The sequence below is a fragment of the Flavobacterium sp. GNP008 genome (assembly GCF_056428965.1).
The window spans coordinates 297,424-315,999 of sequence record NZ_JBWJVL010000004.1 but is presented as its reverse complement, the minus strand read 5'-3'; the positions used below and the strand labels follow the sequence as shown (position 1 = coordinate 315,999).

Genomic DNA, 18,576 nt, shown 5'->3' with positions numbered 1-18,576 from the left:
CTAATTGCGGGTATTGGTTGTAGAAATTTATTCATTGCGTCGTATTTCATAGTATGCTTTTTTGAACTACTTTTATGTTTCAAAATAAACCATTCAATTTATGCAAATTTTTTCTAAAATAATCGTTGCCAGTTCCTTGTTTTTAGTTGCTTCTTTACAAACTGAAACACTCTGTGCACAAAACAAATCCGTTAAGATGACGAATCCTCTTTTACAAAAAAGTACGTTGCAGTATCAAGCGCCACCTTTTAATTTAATTAAAGACGAACATTTTAAACCTGCTTTTGAATATGGTTTAAAAATTCACGATCAAGAAATTGAAAAAATTGCAAACAACCCTGGAAAGCCAACTTTTCAAAACACAGTGCTAGCTTTAGAAACCAGTGGAGTGGATTTAAACAGAGCAACGGGCGTTTTTTATAATCTAACAGGGTCAAATACGAATCCGACATTGCAAAATATTGAGGAGCAGTATGCGCCACTTTTTTCAGCACACAACGATAAAATTTATCTGAATAGTAAGTTATACAATCGCTTCAAAGCATTAAAAATTGCTGCTTTAAAGGGAGAAGACAAAAAATTGACACAATATTATTTGCAACAATTTGAATTGGCCGGTGCAAATTTGTCTGCTGGGGATAAAGATAAAATGAAAAAAATCAATGAGGAATTGGCAAGTTTGAGTACACTCTTTGGAAATAAATTATTGATAGCCCGAAAAAATGGAGCCATTTTATTTGACAATGTAAATGATTTAGCCGGGTTGAGTACAAATGAAATTTCCGCTGCAAAAGTAAAAGCTACTGAAGCAGGCCAAGATGGAAAGTATTTAATAGGATTGTTGAATACGACACAGCAGCCCGTATTGCAAAGTCTTACAAATAGAGCTTCAAGAGAAAAAATATTCAAAGCATCTTGGAATCGTGCCGAAAAAAATGATGATGGTGATACTCGTGAAGTAATAGAACGAATGGCAAGATTGCGTTTGCAAAAAGCAAATTTAATGGGGAAGAAAAGTTTTGCAGAATGGAAATTGCAAGACCAAATGGCACAGTCACCTGCGCCAGCGATGGCCTTATTAGCAAAAATTGCAAGGCCTGCTGTTGCAAAAGCAAAAGTAGAGGCCAAAGAAATTCAAGATTTGATTGATTCGCAAAACGGAGGATTTAAAGTAGAACCTTGGGATTGGGATTTTTATTCTGAACAAGTGCGTAAAGCAAAGTATGATTTAGACGAAAGTCAAATAAAACCGTATTTCGAAATTGGTACTGTTTTAGAAAAAGGAGTATTTTTCGCAGCACAACAAATGTATGGTATCACGTTTAAAGAAAGGAATGATTTGCCGGTCTATCATCCAGATGTAAAAGTGTATGAAGTATATGATAATGACGGAAAATCAATTGCGATATATTATTTAGATTTTTACACCCGAGACAATAAAAACGGTGGTGCTTGGATGAGTAATTTTGTGAATCAGTCCCATTACCTAAAACAAAAACCAGTTATTGTCAATGTATATAATTTCTCAAAACCAGCCGGAGGGAATCCATCCTTAATTAGTTTTGATGATGTAACCACACTGTTTCATGAGTTTGGACATACTTTACACGGATTGTTTGCAAACCAGCAGTATGTAACGCTTTCAGGGACCTCTGTACCGCGTGATTATGTGGAGTTTCCTTCCCAAATCAATGAGCATGCGGCATTGGATCCTTTGGTTTTAAAGAACTATGCAATACATTATCAAACCAAACAAGCTATTCCTCAAGAGTTAATTGATAAAATTAAAAAAGCCGATACCTTTAATAAAGGATACGTAGTAACGGAGCTTTTAGCAGCGGCAACGCTAGATATGGCTTGGCATAGTGTAGAAAAGGAATCTGATTTCAAACCGACTTTAGTTTTCGAAAAAGAGGCATTGCAAAAATACGGATTGTTGGTCAATGAGGTGCCAACGAGGTACCACACGCCTTATTTTGCTCACATTTGGGGCGGAGGCTATTCAGCAGGATATTATGCGTACACGTGGTCAAAAACATTAGATTATAATGCTTTTGACTGGATGCAGGCCAATGGTGGTATGACAAGAGCTAATTGTGAGCGTTTTAGAAAATACATTTTATCAGTGGGTAATAGTGTCGATTTAAACAAAGCCTTCAGAGATTTCATCGGACATGATATGGAAATTGAACCGTATTTGAGAAACGCAGGTTTATTAGTGAAATAATAAAATTTTGATATAAATAAAAAAATGACATTCATAGGGATGTCATTTTTTTTTAGGAGCTAGTCCAGCTTTACACTATATCTTTTCTCGCTTAAAGAAAGCAAGAAAAGGATGCCGCTTCAATCTGGGCTAGCGTTTTTACAACCATTATAATCTGTTACATGATAGATATGTATAATTATCTGTTTTAAAGCAGATTTTCATAATTATCTGCTTTAAAACAGATATATTTGTATGGTTGTAAACAAAAAAATATGGAAGCAATTATTACGGGAGATATTATTCAGTCTCGAAAAACAGAAGTTGAGGTATGGATTACGGCATTAAAAGAAATATTAGGAAATTATGGTACTACACCATTGGATTGGGAATTGTACAGAGGCGATAGTTTTCAAATAATCACAACTCCACAAAACGTACTTTTTTTGAGTGTCATTATCAAAGCCGGGATGAAAAAAATTAATAATATAGATGTTCGTATGGGACTTGGTATAGGAGAACTGGAATACCGCGCTGAAAAAGTAACGGAATCCAACGGCACAGCTTTTATAAACTCAGGAACATGTTTTGATAGCTTGAAAAAACAAACAGTAGCAATCAAAACACCTTGGAGAGATTTTGATGAAACCATAAATGTGATGCTTGATTTAGCCACATTTACCATGGATAAATGGTCCGAAAAAACAGCTGAAATAATGCTGCTAAAATTACAAAGCCCAGAATTAAATCAAAAAGAAATAGCAACACATCTCAACAAAAAAGGACAAGGAAATATAAGTGAAGGATTAAAAAGAGGTGGTTACGAGGAGATAAATAAAGTATTAGAGTATTATCAGAAAAAAATAAAGCAACTATGTTAGTACTGGCATCTAAATTTTTATTAGCGCACCTAATTGGTGATTTTTTGCTCCAACCAGACAGTTGGGTAAAAGCAAAGTATGAAGGTCAAAGAATATCAAAATACTTTTATTATCATTTTGGTATAAATGCTATAGTGCTACTGCTAGTGATGCAATTTGAATTCAAATATTGGTTTGGCATGCTGTGGATTCTTATTTCCCATTTTATTTTTGATGTAGGAAAAATGCACTTTCAAAACAAAAAAAATGCGATTCCATTATTTTTTGCATACCAGTTACTACACCTAGTTGCTATTGCTGCAGCACTATATTATTATGAACCGTATAGGATTGACGCAGCAATAGTAACAAGCCCAAAAGTAGTGTTGCTATTGGTAGCCTTGCTATTAGTTACTCAAGTCACGGCTGTAGTACTAAAAGTGCTTTTGTCCAGCTTTAAAATGGCGGATAGTGAGCCAAACAAAGCGGGTAAATACATTGGTATGATAGAGAGAGTTTTTATTTTTTCTTTTGTTTTAATGAATTATTGGGAAGGGATTGGCTTTTTGTTGGCGGCAAAATCGATATTCCGTTTTGGGGATTTAAATAATGCGAAAGACCGTAGCCTTACAGAATATGTTTTAATAGGAACCTTATTGAGTTTTGGGATAGCAATACTAATTAGTCAAGTATATACACATATAATTATAGGATTATGATAAGAATCAACGAATCTCGCAGTTCCCTTTTTTAAAATTAATTTCGTAAATTTGTCTTTCAATAAAAATTAAACAAAAATGGAAAACGGAATATATGCTAAATTCAACACCACTAAAGGTACTATTGTAGTAAAACTAGCACACGATTTAACTCCAGGGACAGTGGGGAATTTCGTAGGATTAGCGGAAGGTAACTTAGAAAATAAAGTAAAACCACAAGGGGTTAAATTTTATGACGGATTAAAATTTCACAGAGTAATTCCTAACTTCATGATTCAAGGTGGTTGTCCTCAAGGAACAGGAACTGGTGACCCGGGGTATAAATTTGATGATGAATTTCATCCAAGTTTAAAACACGATCGCCCGGGAGTTTTGGCAATGGCCAATTCAGGACCTGGAACAAACGGATCACAATTCTACATAACACACATCCCAACAGATTGGTTGGATAACAAACACACCGTTTTTGGTCATGTGGTAGAAGGTCAGGATATTGTAGATGCTGTAGAGCAAGGAGATGTTCTAGAGTCTTTAGAAATTATCAGAGAAGGGGAAGAAGCTAAAAATTGGAATGCAATTGAAGCCTTTATTACCTTCAAAGGATCTCGTAACAAGCGTGATGCGGCTTTAAAAGCGGATGTTGAAGCAGCTATGGAAAAACTTGCTGCCGGTTTTGAAAAAACAGAAAGCGGATTGCGTTACCAATTCATCCAAAGAGGTGAAGGTAAAAAAGCAGAAAGTGGAAAAACGGTTGCAGTACATTATGAAGGTTCATTAGAAAACGGAAAAGTTTTTGATTCGTCTTATCCAAGAAAAAAACCAATTGAATTTAGATTGGGTGAAGGTCAGGTTATCGAGGGTTGGGATGAAGGAATTGCATTGTTGCGAGTAGGTGACAAAGCACGTTTCGTAATTCCATCAGATTTAGGATACGGATCACGTGGTGCAGGAGGTGCAATTCCACCTAACGCTACGCTGATTTTTGACGTAGAATTAATGGAAGTGAAATAGTTTGAACTATTTATTCCTATAAAATTAAAAAATCCCAAAACTATTAAGTTTTGGGATTTTTTTATGCATTAAAATAGGGAAAGAGTTATATGTAAATAGAATTTAGTATTATTTTATGTATTTAAAAAAGCAATTAAATCCTTGTTTAATTTGTTTTTTTCAATATAAAATAGACCATGTGGTGCGCCTTCATATACTATAAATTTATTGTCAGGTATTAATTTTGTCGCTACCTCAGCAGTAATTTCGATAGGCACAGTCTTGTCTTCATCACCATGAATTATTAAGGTTGGAACGTTTACAGAGGCCATTTCTCGTCGGAAATCAGTTGATGAAAACGACTTCGCGCATTCTAAAGTAGCCCTTGGAGAGGCTAAAGAACCCAGCATTTTGTAATAATCCAACAAAGGGGTGCTTAAGGGTTTACTGATAAAGCTCACACCGAAAAATGTTTTTCCAAAACTATCTAGAAAGCCTATTCGATCCTCTTTGATTTGCTCTGCCATGGCATCGTATTTTTCTTGAGGAACACCATTTGGATTAGAATCAGTTTGTAATTGAAACGGGGTAATCGAAGCTATAAGAACTGCTTTAGAAACCCCTTTACCAGCATGACGACTGAAATAGCGGACTACTTCTCCACCGCCCATTGAAAATCCTACAAGCGTAACGTCTTTGAGATCCAATTGATCAATAATAGCTTTTAAATCATCTGATAACGTGTCGTAATCATATCCATTCCAAGGTTGTGAAGATTTACCAAAACCACGACGGTCATAAGCAATTACTCTAAAATTATTTTGTACTAAAGTCTCAATTTGGTACTCCCACATCTCATTTGATAACGGCCAACCATGTATTAGAATTACTGGTTTTCCCTGACCATAATCTTTTACATATAATTTTACATTTGGAGCTGTTTCTATATACATATCGACATCATTTCTTACACCATAGTGGTTGTCTTCTTTATACGATTCGGTATTGCTGTTTTCATTTATGTCCATAATATTTCCTATTTACGAGTTGAATTTAGTATTCATCAATTGTAAAATTAGCAGTATGGTTTAAAAATAGTATTACACAATTAGGATAAATACTTGTAAAATTTATAGGTTTGTTGTTCAATACTTTATTTAATAAAACAAACTATGGAGAACCTTACTTGGACTGAATTTGAAAGAGTAGAAATGCGCGTGGGGACTATTCTAGAAGTCAATGATTTTCCCGAAGCCCGAAAACCGGCTTATCAGCTTACCGTAGATTTTGGGATTTCTATCGGAATCAGAAAAACATCGGCACAAATCACCAAGCGATATCAAAAAGAGGAATTATTGAACCGGCAGATTGTGGCAGTAGTGAATTTTCCGAAAAAACAAATTGGGAAATTTATGAGTGAATGTCTCGTTTTAGGAGCCGTTGGAGCCGAAGGAGATGTGATTTTACTGGCACCCGATTTTAAAATTGAAAATGGATTGCGAATTGGTTAAATAGTTTGTATATATATTAAAAAACACATTTTACTTTTCTATTGGAAAGTTTTCCAGTTGTCCCCATTCTGTCCAAGAACCATCGTACACGGATTTATGATTTTTACCGATCAATTCGTATGCTATTAAATTAATACAGGCAGTAACTCCTGAACCACAAGTAAATATAAGAGGTTTACTGTCAGTTTTCAGGACTTTAGCTAATTTTGCTTTTGGTAAAAATTTACCGTTTTGCAAAAGTTGTGTATATGGCATGTTCATGGAACCGGGAATATGACCGCTTTCTAGTCCAGGTCTGGGCTCATCTCCAATTCCTTTGAAACGGTTTTCTGCACGGGCGTCAATCAGAACTGCTTCTTTGGTTTGTATGTTTTTTAAAATTTGTTCTTTGCTTTTGACTAATTCTGGGATAAACTTGGATTCAAAATTTCCAATGGAATAGTTTGGATTTTCCTGTATTGCTTCAACCGGATACTTTTGATTAACCCATTCAGGTAGTCCGCCATTGAGTATAGCAACATTTTGATGTCCCATTAATTTAAAAAGCCACCACGCTCTTGGACTAGAATAGATACCCAGGTTATCATAAATTATAAGAATACTATTTTTGTTTATGTCTAGTTTTCTGGCTTGAAGTTCAAACTGTTCAGGACTTGGGATGGTGTTTGGTAAAGGATTTGTGGTATCGCTAAAGGTATTTTTTATATCAAAAAAGCGAGCACCTTTAATTTGAATATTTTCCAGATCCGTTTTTATATTGGATTGATTCTCTTTGAAACTGGCATCAAGAATTATTAATTTTGAATCTTCAAGATTGCTGTGAAGCCAAGCGGTACTTACGATAGGTTGTCTCATTGCGGTTGTGCCTACTATTTATGTAAACGGATTAAAAAAAGTCCAAAAATCAAATGACTTTTGGACTTTTTTAATTGTAAGTAAGTAAAAATTAAATATCATCAAATTCTATATCGGTAAAAGTTGATGTTTGAGGTATGATTTCATCATCTGATTTATCAGATGCATATTCTTTTTTGAAATCTTTTTGGTGTCTTTCTGAAATTACTTCTTCGCCTTTATGGTTCAAAACATAAGAGGTCATTTCTCCTAAAATTTCTGCAAAAGCTGCGAAATCTTCTTTATACAAATAGATTTTATGTTTTTTGAAATGAAAGGAACCATCTTCTTCAGTAAATTTTTTACTTTCGGTAATGGTAATGTAATAATCATCTGCTTTTGTCGCTCTCACATCAAAGAAATAAGTTCTTCTCCCAGCTCTTAAAACTTTAGAAAAAATCTCTTCTTTTTCTAACATGTCATGTTCTCTCATAATCCTCTCAATCAATTTATGGTTGTTAACTAGTATTCAAAAATCTAAAAAATATATGTATTACACAACAATTATAGCATTTCTTTTTCTGAAAGTTGTTTTAGATACAATGAAGAATAATAACCTTCTTGATTTATCAATTGATTATGAGAACCTTGTTGAATGATTTTTCCGTATTCTAAAATGATAATTCTGTCCGCATTTTTTGCAGAAGAAACACGGTGGCTTACAATAATTGTAGTTTTATCCTTGCAAATTTCTTGTAAGTTGTTTAAAATTGCTTCTTCAGTTTCTGTATCAACTGCGGATAAGCAATCGTCAAAAAGTAAAATGGGTGGGTTCTTGATAATTGCTCTTGCAATAGAAACTCTTTGTTTTTGGCCTCCAGAAAGTGTAATTCCTCTTTCGCCTAAAATTGTTTCGTATTGTTTGTTGAAACCCATAATGTTGTCGTGTACAACAGCGCTTTTGGCTGCGGATTTTACTTCATCCTCCGTTGCATTTTCTTTGCCAAACATGATGTTGTTTTTTATGCTGTCTGAAAACAAAAAAGCATCCTGTGGCACAATCCCAATACTATTGCGTAAGTCAAACAAATTGATGGTGCTTATTTCATTTCTGTCAATATTTATTTTTCCTTCTGTAACGTCATACATACGGGAAATCAATGATAAAATAGTAGATTTACCAGAACCGGTTTTTCCTAGAATGGCCAAAGTTTCTCCTTTTTTTACTGTAAAAGAAATATTCTGTATGGCTTTTATGTTCGTGTCTTCATAAGTGTAGCTCACGTTTTCAAAGGAAATAGTCCCCTCAATGACTGATTTGTTTTCGTTTTTATTTTTTATTTCCGGTTCAATTTTTAGAAATTCGTTCAATCTTTTTTGAGAAGCCTCTGCTTCTTGAACCATCGAGGAAACCCAGCCTAAAGAGGCTACGGGCCATGTAAGCATGTTGACATATAAGATAAATTCAGCGATAGTTCCAATGCTTTTTATTGTACCATTAATGTACATCAAACCTCCAAAATAAATTACGACCAAGTTGCTTATTCCTATTAAAGCCAACATTAAAGGACCAAATAAGGATTGTACTTTCGCCAGATTTAAGCTTTTGCTTTTACTTTCATTGGCTAAATTCACCATGTTTTTTTGATGCTGATCCTCGAGTGAATAAGCTTTTATCACTCGAATTCCAGAGAATATTTCTTGAGAAAAACTAGACACTTTGGATAAGTATTGCTGAAAAATGGTACTTCTTATATTGATTTCGGAACTAAGTTTAAATATGGCATATGACAAAAGTGGAAGAGGTAAAAGCGTGTATAGAGTTAGTGTAGGGGATACATTATACATGTATACAATAACAATAGCAAAACGAATCACAGTATTTATCGTATACATCACGGCTGGACCTACATACATTCTCACTTTAGAAACATCCTCGCTAATGCGATTCATTAAATCACCGGTACGATTTTGTTTGTAGAAATTTTGAGATAGATTTTCATATTGACGAAATACTTCATTTTTTAAATCAAATTCTATGTGTCGTGACATTACAATTAAGGTCTGTCTCATCAAAAAAGTTAGGAAACCAGCGATTATTGTTGTGGCTATAATTAGTAAAATATTTGAAATTAATTCTTGATAAATAACTGTTTTTTCTATGGTTTTGTCTTTGGAGAAAGCTTCAATGACCTTAAATGATTTACTAATCAGTTTGGGTGTAAAAAGCATAAAGATTTGTGCAATTATAGTAAAAAGAATTCCCAGTAAAAAACTGTATTTGTATTTGACGAAGTATTTATTTAAATAAAGTAATTCTTTCATTTTTTAAAGTATTCTGTGTTGAAATGATTTTATTTTTAGAATAAAATTTTATTTTTAATAATTTTTAATGCAAAACAGTAATCGTTTAAATTATTGAATCAATGATTTTTTTATAAAAAGCTAGTACATATTTATATTTTGTGTAAATTTGGATTGTCTTTTTGGCAAATTCGTAATTTTATCACTATAAAAATTTATACTATGAATGCAGCTTTCACAACAGGAAAGGAACTTCAAAAAATGGATCCCGTTTTTGGTCAATTATCATTTGATGATCACGAACAAATTGTATTTTGCAACGACAAAGATACGGGTTTAAAAGCAATTATTGGTATTCATAATTCGGTAATGGGTCCAGCTTTGGGCGGTACAAGAATGTATAATTACGCAAATGAGTGGGAAGCACTAAACGATGTTTTGCGTCTTTCTCGAGGAATGACTTTTAAAGCAGCTATTACTGGATTGAATATTGGAGGGGGAAAAGCGGTAATTATTGGTGATGCCAAAACACAAAAGACACCAGAGTTAATGCGTAAATTTGGTGAATTTGTTCATTCTCTAAGCGGAAGATATATCACTGCTGAGGATGTGGGAATGGAAACTAAAGACATGGATATTGTAAGAGATGTTACGCCTTATGTTACAGGAATTTCTGAAGAAAGAGGAGGTTCTGGAAATCCATCACCTGTCACGGCTTATGGTGTGTATTTAGGAATGAAAGCGGCAGCAAAGCAACAATTTGGTTCGGATGTTTTGAGCGGTAAAAAAGTTTTAGTACAAGGAATTGGACACGTTGGCGAGACTTTAGTTGAGTATTTGACAAAAGAAGGTGCAATAGTAACAATTGCCGACATTAACGAAGAAAAATTGCATGAAGTAGGAACTAAGTACAACGCACAAATTTTTAGAGGTGAGGATTTGTACAGTGCAGATGTTGATATTTATGCGCCTTGTGCGATGGGAGCAACCTTAAATGACGATACTGTTTATAAGATAAAAGCAAAAGTTATTGCTGGTGCTGCTAATAATCAATTAGCTGATGAGAATATACATGGTGCAATTCTTCAGGAAAGAGGTATTCTTTATGCTCCGGATTTTTTGATTAATGCTGGTGGTATTATCAATGTTTATGCTGAATTAGCACATTATGATAAAGCCGAAATCATGCGTAAAACAGAAAACATTTACAATACGACTTTAGAAATATTTGATTTTGCTATTGCAAACAACATGACAACGCATCATGCGGCTTTGACTATTGCTCAAAATCGCATCAATCAAAGAAAGCTAGAGAATAGTAGAAAATAGTTTTCCAAGTTCAATTATCCGTATTCAGTGTTTAACTATTACCGTTCACTGAATACGGTTGACTGAATAGTTTAAAAATAAGCGTTTATATATTTTATTTTAAAAAATGAAATACTTATTTTTGCAGGCTAATTAATAAAAGTTCTTACAAGGTGGTAAACAGAAGACACATTCGCGTTAAAGTTATGCAATCCATTTATGCGATGCATCAAAGCGGTTCAGATAATCTGGAAAAAGAAGAAAAATTCCTTTTTTACAGTATCGACAATATTCAAGATTTATACCTGATAATGCTTTCCTCGCTAATTGAGATTTGTAAAACAGAAACTGTGTTTTTACACAAATCAAGTTTGAAACATCTTGCGACTCCTGAGGAACGTAAACCCAACGAAAAATTTGTCAAAAACAGGATTTTTCAAATTCTTTCCGAAAATAATTCATTAAGTATCGCGCTAGAAAACCGTAAAATTAATAATTGGACTCTTAATGACGATTATATTTTATTGCTGCTTAATGATATAAAAGCCAGTAAATTGTATGTGGAATACATGAGTAATCCAGTAAATACTTTTGAGGAAGACCGACAGTTTATTGTTGATTTGTTCATGGATGTAATTGTTCCTAACGAAAAATTATATGAGTATTTAGAAGATGATAAGTTGACTTGGGTTGATGATATCCCTTTGGTAAACACCCATATTATCAAGCAGTTGAAGGTTATTAAGGCGGGAGAAGATGATAATTTTAGAGTACCAAAATTGTATAAAGACAATGAGGATAAGGATTTTGTTAAAGATTTGTTTCGAAAAACAGTCTTAAATGAAACGGAATTAGCCAAAGAGTATGTTGATAAAACACCAAATTGGGATAGTGATAGAATTGCGGAAATAGATACCATTATTCTTAAAATGGCAATTTGTGAGTTCTTAAAATTCCCGTCCATTCCCGTAAAAGTAACTCTTAATGAATATTTAGAGGTTGCTAAAGAATATTCTACACCAAAAAGTAGTATTTTTATCAATGGAATTTTAGACAGTTTAGTAAAAGAGCTTCAAACTAGCAAAAGAATTGTAAAAGCTGGTCGTGGTTTAATGTAATAATTAACAAATAAAAAGAGAATTAAAATTATGGAACAATTAACTCAATTTGCACCGTTTATATTAATGTTTGTGGTAATCTATTTCTTTATGATCAGACCACAACAAAAAAGAGCGAAAAACGAAAAAGAATTTGAGAGCAGCTTGAAAGTGGGGGATAAAATTATCACCAAAAGTGGTCTTCACGGAAAAGTTTCTGAGTTAGCAGACACAACTGTAGTTGTTGAAACAATGTCAGGAAAATTGAAAATGGAACGTTCTGCTATTTCGATGGAAATGAGTACCGTTTTGAATAAAAAATAATAACATCTTACTGAATTAAAAAAGTCCCAACCGTTTATTCGGATTGGGACTTTTTTAGTTAAAATAATTTAATTATTTTTTACTCTTTTTTGCTTTCTTTGCTTTTTTCGATTTTGCTTTCGCTTTTTTCGCTTTTATTTTAGTTTTTGCTTTCGCTTTTTTCGCTTTATCTTTTTTCGCTTTTTTCGCTTTTTTCGCTTTTGCTTTTGCTTTTTCTTTTGCATCGGCTTTTTTAGCCTTTTTCTTGTCTTTTTCTTTCATGTCTTTTACTTTCATTTTTAACTTCTTTTTATTATCTTTTTTCCCGTCCTTTTTATTTAGAACTTCCACAGTATTATCGTCTTGGTCTTCTACTGAAATTTCCACGGTTTCTTCTATAATTTCAGTTACTATATCTTCATTGAGTGGTGCTGTAGTTTCTTCAGCTTCTTCAGTAGATTTGATAACTTTGTTTTTTGGTGCTCTTACGGCTTTGTCAATTTCTGATTTTACTGGAGTAGGTACTATAGGATTTTCTTCTTTTTGTATCATAGTGAGAATTATTAGTGTCGTTTTTGATTTTATTAAAACTGCAAGGCAATTCAATGTTAATAAATAGTTAAGTAATAGTTAGCAAATATAGTGATTTAATTGCCTTTCCAATGTTAAGCTTTTCGATATTATAAGTTGTAAGATTTAAGTATGTCAGAAAAAGGATTGAGAGACAATAGTAGATGAAATACAAGAAGTAAGATTTTAGGGGTATTTACTCCGAATGATTTGTAGTGAATGTTCTTTATTGAATATTTTTTAAATTAAAAAGTCCCATTCTGAATTTTTAGAAATGGGACTTGATATTATCGGTATTTATCATTAAGGCCAATATTCTGAATAATTAGGGGTCTTATTTTATCGATTCGAGAATGTTTGGTTGCTTCTCGTTTGGCAGTTTCAATATATTCTAAAAATTCATATTGTTTGTAAGGAGAGAATTTTTGAAAAGCTGTCGCTAATTCCGGATTAAGATCTAATTCTTTTTGAAAAAGCTCAGAGAAAATTTGTGCCTTCTTTTGAGGTTTGCAATTTTTTCCTTGTTTTTCATTTTCTATGGCCTCACGAATATAGTGTAACACTTCTTCTCCATCAACTTCCTGCTGGGATGAAAAACGCCATTGGCGCAACGATTTAGTTACGCCTTCTTGCGCATTGACCAACACTTGTTTTTGATCTAGCAACTGAACACCATTAAAAAACCAAATAGTAAAATAATTTTTAAATCCTCCTATTCCAATTACATTTTTACCATTCAAGACATAGACAATACCTCCCCATTTAGTGGTTTGTACTAGTTCTGTTGTGGCAATAATTGATTTGAGTAATTCTAATTCGGCATACCAATTATTGTTTTTATCCCAAGAATGGCTATTGGTTTTTGAAGATTCCAAATTAGTCTTATTTAATAATTGAATCTCTTAATGCTGTTAATTCAGCAATTTTTACAATTACATCAACAGCTTTTTGCATGCTTTCAGCAGGAACATATTCATATTTTCCATGGAAATTATGTCCTCCAGCAAAAATATTTGGACATGGTAACCCTTTATACGATAATTGAGAACCATCTGTACCTCCACGAATAGGCTTAATAAGTGGTTTGATTCCAATTTCTTTCATGGCTTTTTCGGCAATATCAACAATATGTTTAACAGGCAAGACCTTTTCCTTCATGTTGTAATATTGATCTTTTATTTCAGCAATAACAATATCTTCGCCAAACTGTTTTGCAAATTTTTTATTGATTTTGCGAATAATTTTCTCGATTAAATCTTTACGTTTTTCAAATTTTTTCTTATTGTGATCCCGTATAATAAGTTCCAGAACTGTTTCTTCAATATTTCCGGTTAAATGATGTACGTGAAAAAAACCTTCATATCCTCTAGTTTGTTCCGGTGTTTCGTCTTTAGGCAATTCATTTATAAAGGCATTAGCAATTAACATAGAATTTATCATTTTTCCTTTTGCATAACCGGGATGTACGCTCTTGCCTTTAAAAATAATTTTGGCTCCAGCAGCGTTAAAATTTTCATATTCGAGTTCTCCTACTTGGCTGCCATCCATTGTGTAGGCCCAGTCTGCCCCAAATTTTTCTACGTCAAAATGATGCGCACCCCTACCAATTTCCTCATCGGGCGTGAAGCCAACTCTGATTTTTCCGTGTTGGATAGTTGGATTTTTGATTAGGAATTCCATTGCGGTAACAATTTCAGTAATTCCGGCTTTATCATCAGCGCCCAGTAACGTTGTTCCGTCAGTGGTAATCAAAGTTTGTCCTTTGTATTGTAATAAATCTTTAAAATAGCCCGGAGACAAAACTATATTTTTTTCGGCATTTAGTATGATGTCTTTTCCATCGTAATTGGGGATAATTTGCGGCTTTACATTTTTACCGCTAAAATCCGGAGAAGTATCAAAGTGAGAAATGAATCCAATAATTGGGACTTGATGTGTTACATTACTAGGCAAAGTAGCCATGATATAAGCTTTGTCATCTATTGTTACGTCATGCATACCAATAGCTTTTAATTCTTCAACCAGTTTGTTGGCTAAATTCCATTGTTTTGGTGTGCTTGGTGTAGTATCTGAGTTGGGATCAGATTCAGTATCTATAATTACGTAACTGATGAAACGATCTATAATATGTTGCATATTTCTTTGTTTTATGCAAATATAATCATTTTTTCAGAAGCATTTTATGGAACTGAATACTTGATTTATGAGAAAAACATTGATTTTAGTAATCATTAAAAAGCAAACTGTTTTTAGTGTTTCTACTCTAAATTCTTCTATAAAGTATACTGTAGCGTTTATGAAATAATTTATTTTTTGGATTAAATAAAGCATTTTTATTTAAGAAATATTTTGCGTTTTGGGAGTAAATTATATTTAAAAATGTAAGGAAAAGTAATTAATTAAAAATCGTAATTGCCATTATATTTTTCGTAATTTTAATTATTATTTTTTTAAATATTTAAAAATCAAAACATTATGAAAAAATTATTAGCTCTAGTAGTAATTGCCACATTCTCATTAGGAATGGAAGCAAAAGATTCTAAAAAACATGATTCAAAAATGTATGATTCTGCACTAATACAGATGAAGGATCATGTAATGATGAAAAATGGTAAAATAATGGTGATGAAGAATGGTAAAATGATGGTAATGGTAAAAGAAATGTCCATGGCTAACGGTTATATTGTGTATCCAAATGGGATGATCAAAATGAAAAATGGTAAAACCATGATGATGAAAAACGGAGACATGATGTATATGAATGGAGTAATGATGATGGATAAAATGAAAGATTATGTAAAGATGAAAGACGGGAAAATGATGGTAATTAGAGATGGTAAAATAATGACGATGGAAAAAGAAATAATATTGTCTAATGGATATATAGTGTATCCCAATGGGATGGTCAAAATGAAAAATGGTAAAACCATGATGTTAAAAAACGGTGATAAAATGAGTATGAAGGGAATGATGATGAAAAATATGAAAATGAAAGCAAAAATGGAAAATTAAAAACAGTTTTTGAAAATGATAAATTGAAATTCATATTCAATTTTAACGCATTAAAACCGAAACCTATTTTATTTAGTTTCGGTTTTTTAGTTGAGAGTAATATAAAAATATGTTTTAATTAGGTATTGGTAAATCAGAGTTAAAGCAATCACGAAAAAGCTTCCATTTTCCATTTTCTTTAGTCCAAAGTTCCAATGACTTTCCTCTATCAATATCTTTACCACTTTTATCGGTAAATACCCATTCCTGTTCAACAGTTAACATTTCTTCATTTCCCCATGCTTCCACAATTTTTATGTCAATGTTAGTCATGCCGGACTTTATTAAACTGCTAAATACAGGAATTAAGTTTTCTCGGCCTGTTATGGATTTACTATTTGGCATCATAAATTTAGAATTTGCTGCATAACAATTTGCAATACCCACCGAATCACCATTTTTTAAGGCATTCATAAACACGTTATTTTGTATGGCGATCTCTTTTTTTGCTAGAGCCAAATCAAATGTTGACGCATCCACTTTTTTTGGTGCTTCACAACTTGTTGCAAAAAACAGGGCAAAAGTAATAAAAACAGAAAATACGTTTGGGATTGTTAAATTTTTCTTCATAGCTTTTTTTTTAAATTAGTTAAAAACAGGTTATGTGAATCGGTTGTAATTAGATATCTTACTTAAAATTAAGTATTTATAATTTATTTTTCAATAAATAGCTATTAAATTTTTCGCTTTTATATGAATTAATGGGGTTTAGATAAGGAGTAGTTTTTGAAAAATTAAAATGATTTTATAAATTATTTTTTAAATATTTATTTTTCGAGTAGATAATTCTATTTTTGCAATACACAACAATACTTACACATGTATAAACTGCTGATACGTCCAATGCTTTTCTGGTTTGATCCTGAAAAAGTTCATTATTTTACTTTTTCACTGATTCGGTTTTTATCTCAAATACCAGGTATTCCATTTCTTTTTAAATCCCTTTATCAAGTTAATGATCCAAGATTAGAAACGGAAGTTTTTGGATTGAAATTTAAAAATCCCATAGGATTAGCTGCAGGCTTTGATAAAGATGCCAAGCTGTTTAAAGAATTGTCTCACTTTGGTTTTGGATTTATCGAGATAGGCACACTTACTCCAAAAGGGCAAGAAGGGAATCCCAAAAAACGCTTGTTTCGCCTTAAAGAAGATGCAGCAATTATAAATAGAATGGGGTTCAATAACGGCGGTGTTAATGAGGCTGTACTACGATTAAAAGAAAATAAAGGTGTTTTGATAGGTGGAAATATTGGGAAAAACAAGTTGACACCAAACGAAGCAGCCACATCAGATTATGAAATATGTTTTGACGCATTATATGATTACGTCGATTATTTTGTAGTGAATGTGAGTTCGCCAAACACGCCAAATCTCCGTGCTTTGCAAGATAAAGAACCCTTAACACAATTGTTACAAACGCTTCAAAATAAGAATTTAGCAATGCCTAAACAAAAACCAGTACTACTAAAAATTGCGCCGGATCTTACTGATGAGCAATTGTTGGATATTATAGCGATAGTTCAGGAAACTAAAATTGCAGGCGTAATTGCCACCAATACTACTATTTCTCGCGAAGGTTTACAATCTGAAAGCAAAATAGAAATGGGTGGGTTATCTGGTAAACCGTTGGCAAAACGTTCTACGGAAGTGATCCGGTTTTTAGCAGATAAGAGCAATAAAGCTTTTCCAATAATAGGAGTGGGAGGCATTCATTCTGCCGATGATGCCATAGAAAAACTAAATGCAGGAGCGAGTTTGATACAGTTGTATACCGGTTTTATTTACGAAGGTCCGGCTCTGGTAAAAGCTATAAATAAGAAAATCTTGAGTAAGATGTAGTTTTTAAATACCTCTTTGTTAGCTTAATACAAAGTAATGTACATTTTCTGAAATTTAAAATTCAGAATTTAAAATTCAGAATTGTTTTTCTATCTTTGGCTGTCTATGGAACCAATAAAAATTATAGAATGTCCTCGTGATGCGATGCAAGGTATAAAACCATTTATTCCTACGGAAAAGAAGGTGGCTTATATTCAATCTTTATTGCGGGTAGGTTTTGATAGTATAGATTTTGGAAGTTTTGTTTCGCCAAAAGCTATTCCGCAAATGCAGGACACTGCCGAAGTTTTAGCACGGCTTGATTTATCGCAAACCCAAAGCAAACTATTGGCAATTATCGCTAATACCCAGGGCGCCAAATCTGCCTCAGGATATCCTGAAATACAGTATTTAGGTTTTCCATTTTCGATTTCGGAAAATTTTCAAATGCGAAATACTCATAAAACTATAGCTGAATCATTAATCACTTTACAAGAAATTTTGGAAATTGCAGATAAGAGCAATAAAGAAGTGGTAGCTTATTTATCAATGGGTTTTGGAAATCCGTATGGCGATCCATGGAATATGGAAATTGTGGGAGAATGGACTCAAAAGTTAGCCAAGATGGGGGTGAAGATTCTTTCGCTTTCGGATACTGTGGGTAGTTCCTCACCTGAAGTAATCTCCTATTTGTTTTCGAATTTAATTCCGAAATATCCACACATTGAATTTGGAGCCCATCTTCATACCACACCAGACAAATGGTTTGAAAAAATTGATGCGGCTTATAAAGGAGGCTGTCGTCGTTTTGATGGAGCTATTCAGGGTTTTGGAGGTTGTCCAATGGCAACCGATAATTTAACAGGTAATATGCCTACAGAGAAATTATTATCCTATTTTACCGCGCAAAAGGAATTCACGAATGTGAGTCCAATGAGTTTTGAAAGTGCTTATAATGAGGCTTCTAAGTTGTTTGGAGAGTTTCATTGAAAATTATACTGTCAT

Annotated in this window: 19 protein-coding genes; 11 read left to right on the top strand and 8 right to left on the bottom strand. The window is 33.1% G+C overall.

Translation table 11 applies throughout. From position 1 onward, the window contains the following. Positions 1-100: 100 nt before the first annotated feature. The 4 genes from AC0608_RS13345 to AC0608_RS13330 all read left to right on the top strand — a co-directional run bounded on the left by AC0608_RS13345 (position 101) and on the right by AC0608_RS13330 (position 4,796). Positions 101-2,227 (top strand): M3 family metallopeptidase, encoded by a 2,127-nt coding sequence (locus AC0608_RS13345; RefSeq protein WP_478289407.1) that lies wholly within the window; start codon positions 101-103, stop codon positions 2,225-2,227. Positions 2,228-2,481: 254 nt separating this feature from the next. Beyond that, positions 2,482-3,087: a SatD family protein gene (locus AC0608_RS13340; protein WP_417959431.1), complete on the top strand. Its 606-nt coding sequence runs from the start codon at positions 2,482-2,484 to the stop codon at positions 3,085-3,087. After that, on the top strand, positions 3,081-3,785 hold the full coding sequence (locus AC0608_RS13335) for a DUF3307 domain-containing protein (protein ID WP_478289406.1): 705 nt from the start codon (positions 3,081-3,083) through the stop codon (positions 3,783-3,785). The genes AC0608_RS13340 and AC0608_RS13335 overlap by 7 nt, the downstream gene beginning before the upstream one ends. Before the next feature lie 78 nt (positions 3,786-3,863). After that, positions 3,864-4,796, top strand: a complete 933-nt coding sequence (locus AC0608_RS13330) for a peptidylprolyl isomerase (RefSeq protein WP_478289405.1) — start codon at positions 3,864-3,866, stop codon at positions 4,794-4,796. A gap of 113 nt (positions 4,797-4,909) precedes the next feature. Here AC0608_RS13330 and AC0608_RS13325 read toward each other — a convergent pair whose 3' ends face one another. Then, positions 4,910-5,803, bottom strand: a complete 894-nt coding sequence (locus AC0608_RS13325; protein WP_478289404.1) for an alpha/beta fold hydrolase — start codon at positions 5,801-5,803, stop codon at positions 4,910-4,912. Between the two features lie 144 nt (positions 5,804-5,947). Between AC0608_RS13325 and AC0608_RS13320 the strand changes: the two genes are divergently transcribed. Further along, on the top strand, positions 5,948-6,286 hold the full coding sequence (locus AC0608_RS13320) for a tRNA-binding protein (RefSeq protein WP_478289403.1): 339 nt from the start codon (positions 5,948-5,950) through the stop codon (positions 6,284-6,286). 30 nt (positions 6,287-6,316) lie between these two features. Here AC0608_RS13320 and AC0608_RS13315 read toward each other — a convergent pair whose 3' ends face one another. The 3 genes from AC0608_RS13315 to AC0608_RS13305 form a co-directional block, all read right to left on the bottom strand. Next, positions 6,317-7,141 carry a sulfurtransferase gene (locus AC0608_RS13315; protein WP_478289402.1) on the bottom strand — a complete coding sequence of 275 codons (825 nt, stop codon included), beginning with the start codon at positions 7,139-7,141 and terminating at the stop codon, positions 6,317-6,319. 91 nt (positions 7,142-7,232) lie between these two features. After that, complete coding sequence (locus AC0608_RS13310) at positions 7,233-7,613, bottom strand: PUR family DNA/RNA-binding protein (RefSeq protein WP_417959438.1); 381 nt, start codon at positions 7,611-7,613, stop codon at positions 7,233-7,235. Between the two features lie 71 nt (positions 7,614-7,684). Further along, a complete protein-coding gene (locus AC0608_RS13305) occupies positions 7,685-9,445 on the bottom strand; it encodes an ABC transporter ATP-binding protein (RefSeq protein ID WP_478289401.1) in 1,761 nt (586 codons plus the stop codon). Between the two features lie 201 nt (positions 9,446-9,646). Between AC0608_RS13305 and AC0608_RS13300 the strand changes: the two genes are divergently transcribed. The 3 genes from AC0608_RS13300 (at position 9,647) to yajC (ending at position 12,153) form a co-directional block, all read left to right on the top strand. After that, positions 9,647-10,753 (top strand): Glu/Leu/Phe/Val family dehydrogenase, encoded by a 1,107-nt coding sequence (locus tag AC0608_RS13300; RefSeq protein WP_417959440.1) that lies wholly within the window; start codon positions 9,647-9,649, stop codon positions 10,751-10,753. A 185-nt stretch (positions 10,754-10,938) separates the two neighbouring features. Further along, positions 10,939-11,850 carry a transcription antitermination factor NusB gene (nusB, locus tag AC0608_RS13295; protein WP_417960384.1) on the top strand — a complete coding sequence of 304 codons (912 nt, stop codon included), beginning with the start codon at positions 10,939-10,941 and terminating at the stop codon, positions 11,848-11,850. Positions 11,851-11,880: 30 nt separating this feature from the next. Beyond that, a complete protein-coding gene (gene yajC, locus AC0608_RS13290; RefSeq protein WP_478289400.1) occupies positions 11,881-12,153 on the top strand; it encodes a preprotein translocase subunit YajC in 273 nt (90 codons plus the stop codon). Between the two features lie 72 nt (positions 12,154-12,225). On the opposite strand, the gene AC0608_RS13285 is transcribed toward yajC, so the two are convergent. The 3 genes from AC0608_RS13285 to pepT form a co-directional block, all read right to left on the bottom strand. After that, on the bottom strand, positions 12,226-12,684 hold the full coding sequence (locus AC0608_RS13285) for a hypothetical protein (RefSeq protein WP_478289399.1): 459 nt from the start codon (positions 12,682-12,684) through the stop codon (positions 12,226-12,228). Positions 12,685-12,989: 305 nt separating this feature from the next. Further along, positions 12,990-13,577 (bottom strand): YdeI/OmpD-associated family protein, encoded by a 588-nt coding sequence (locus tag AC0608_RS13280; protein WP_478289398.1) that lies wholly within the window; start codon positions 13,575-13,577, stop codon positions 12,990-12,992. Positions 13,578-13,584: 7 nt separating this feature from the next. After that, on the bottom strand, positions 13,585-14,838 hold the full coding sequence (pepT, locus tag AC0608_RS13275) for a peptidase T (protein ID WP_478289397.1): 1,254 nt from the start codon (positions 14,836-14,838) through the stop codon (positions 13,585-13,587). A 339-nt stretch (positions 14,839-15,177) separates the two neighbouring features. Here pepT and AC0608_RS13270 point away from each other — a divergent pair, with 339 nt between their 5' ends. Then, a complete protein-coding gene (locus AC0608_RS13270; RefSeq protein ID WP_478289396.1) occupies positions 15,178-15,714 on the top strand; it encodes a DUF6799 domain-containing protein in 537 nt (178 codons plus the stop codon). A 114-nt stretch (positions 15,715-15,828) separates the two neighbouring features. On the opposite strand, the gene AC0608_RS13265 is transcribed toward AC0608_RS13270, so the two are convergent. Beyond that, positions 15,829-16,323: a YybH family protein gene (locus tag AC0608_RS13265; RefSeq protein WP_478289395.1), complete on the bottom strand. Its 495-nt coding sequence runs from the start codon at positions 16,321-16,323 to the stop codon at positions 15,829-15,831. Between the two features lie 249 nt (positions 16,324-16,572). On the opposite strand from AC0608_RS13265, the gene AC0608_RS13260 reads away from it, so the two are divergent. Beyond that, the gene (locus AC0608_RS13260) at positions 16,573-17,592 is read left to right on the top strand and encodes a quinone-dependent dihydroorotate dehydrogenase (protein ID WP_478289394.1); all 1,020 of its coding nucleotides are present in this window, start codon (positions 16,573-16,575) and stop codon (positions 17,590-17,592) included. A gap of 105 nt (positions 17,593-17,697) precedes the next feature. Next, on the top strand, positions 17,698-18,561 hold the full coding sequence (locus AC0608_RS13255; protein ID WP_478289393.1) for a hydroxymethylglutaryl-CoA lyase: 864 nt from the start codon (positions 17,698-17,700) through the stop codon (positions 18,559-18,561). The last annotated feature ends 15 nt before the right edge of the window (positions 18,562-18,576 follow it).

Bases quoted from the DNA above. Each gene is read 5' to 3' on its own strand.
- AC0608_RS13345 (WP_478289407.1), top strand. From the start codon at position 101: ATGCAAATTTTTTCTAAAATAATCGTTGCCAGTTCCTTGTTTTTAGTT.
- AC0608_RS13340 (WP_417959431.1), top strand. From the start codon at position 2,482: ATGGAAGCAATTATTACGGGAGATATTATTCAGTCTCGAAAAACAGAA.
- AC0608_RS13335 (WP_478289406.1), top strand. From the start codon at position 3,081: ATGTTAGTACTGGCATCTAAATTTTTATTAGCGCACCTAATTGGTGAT.
- AC0608_RS13330 (WP_478289405.1), top strand. From the start codon at position 3,864: ATGGAAAACGGAATATATGCTAAATTCAACACCACTAAAGGTACTATT.
- AC0608_RS13325 (WP_478289404.1), bottom strand. From the start codon at position 5,803: ATGGACATAAATGAAAACAGCAATACCGAATCGTATAAAGAAGACAAC.
- AC0608_RS13320 (WP_478289403.1), top strand. From the start codon at position 5,948: ATGGAGAACCTTACTTGGACTGAATTTGAAAGAGTAGAAATGCGCGTG.
- AC0608_RS13315 (WP_478289402.1), bottom strand. From the start codon at position 7,141: ATGAGACAACCTATCGTAAGTACCGCTTGGCTTCACAGCAATCTTGAA.
- AC0608_RS13310 (WP_417959438.1), bottom strand. From the start codon at position 7,613: ATGAGAGAACATGACATGTTAGAAAAAGAAGAGATTTTTTCTAAAGTT.
- AC0608_RS13305 (WP_478289401.1), bottom strand. From the start codon at position 9,445: ATGAAAGAATTACTTTATTTAAATAAATACTTCGTCAAATACAAATAC.
- AC0608_RS13300 (WP_417959440.1), top strand. From the start codon at position 9,647: ATGAATGCAGCTTTCACAACAGGAAAGGAACTTCAAAAAATGGATCCC.
- nusB (WP_417960384.1), top strand. From the start codon at position 10,939: ATGCAATCCATTTATGCGATGCATCAAAGCGGTTCAGATAATCTGGAA.
- yajC (WP_478289400.1), top strand. From the start codon at position 11,881: ATGGAACAATTAACTCAATTTGCACCGTTTATATTAATGTTTGTGGTA.
- AC0608_RS13285 (WP_478289399.1), bottom strand. From the start codon at position 12,684: ATGATACAAAAAGAAGAAAATCCTATAGTACCTACTCCAGTAAAATCA.
- pepT (WP_478289397.1), bottom strand. From the start codon at position 14,838: ATGCAACATATTATAGATCGTTTCATCAGTTACGTAATTATAGATACT.
- AC0608_RS13270 (WP_478289396.1), top strand. From the start codon at position 15,178: ATGAAAAAATTATTAGCTCTAGTAGTAATTGCCACATTCTCATTAGGA.
- AC0608_RS13265 (WP_478289395.1), bottom strand. From the start codon at position 16,323: ATGAAGAAAAATTTAACAATCCCAAACGTATTTTCTGTTTTTATTACT.
- AC0608_RS13260 (WP_478289394.1), top strand. From the start codon at position 16,573: ATGTATAAACTGCTGATACGTCCAATGCTTTTCTGGTTTGATCCTGAA.
- AC0608_RS13255 (WP_478289393.1), top strand. From the start codon at position 17,698: ATGGAACCAATAAAAATTATAGAATGTCCTCGTGATGCGATGCAAGGT.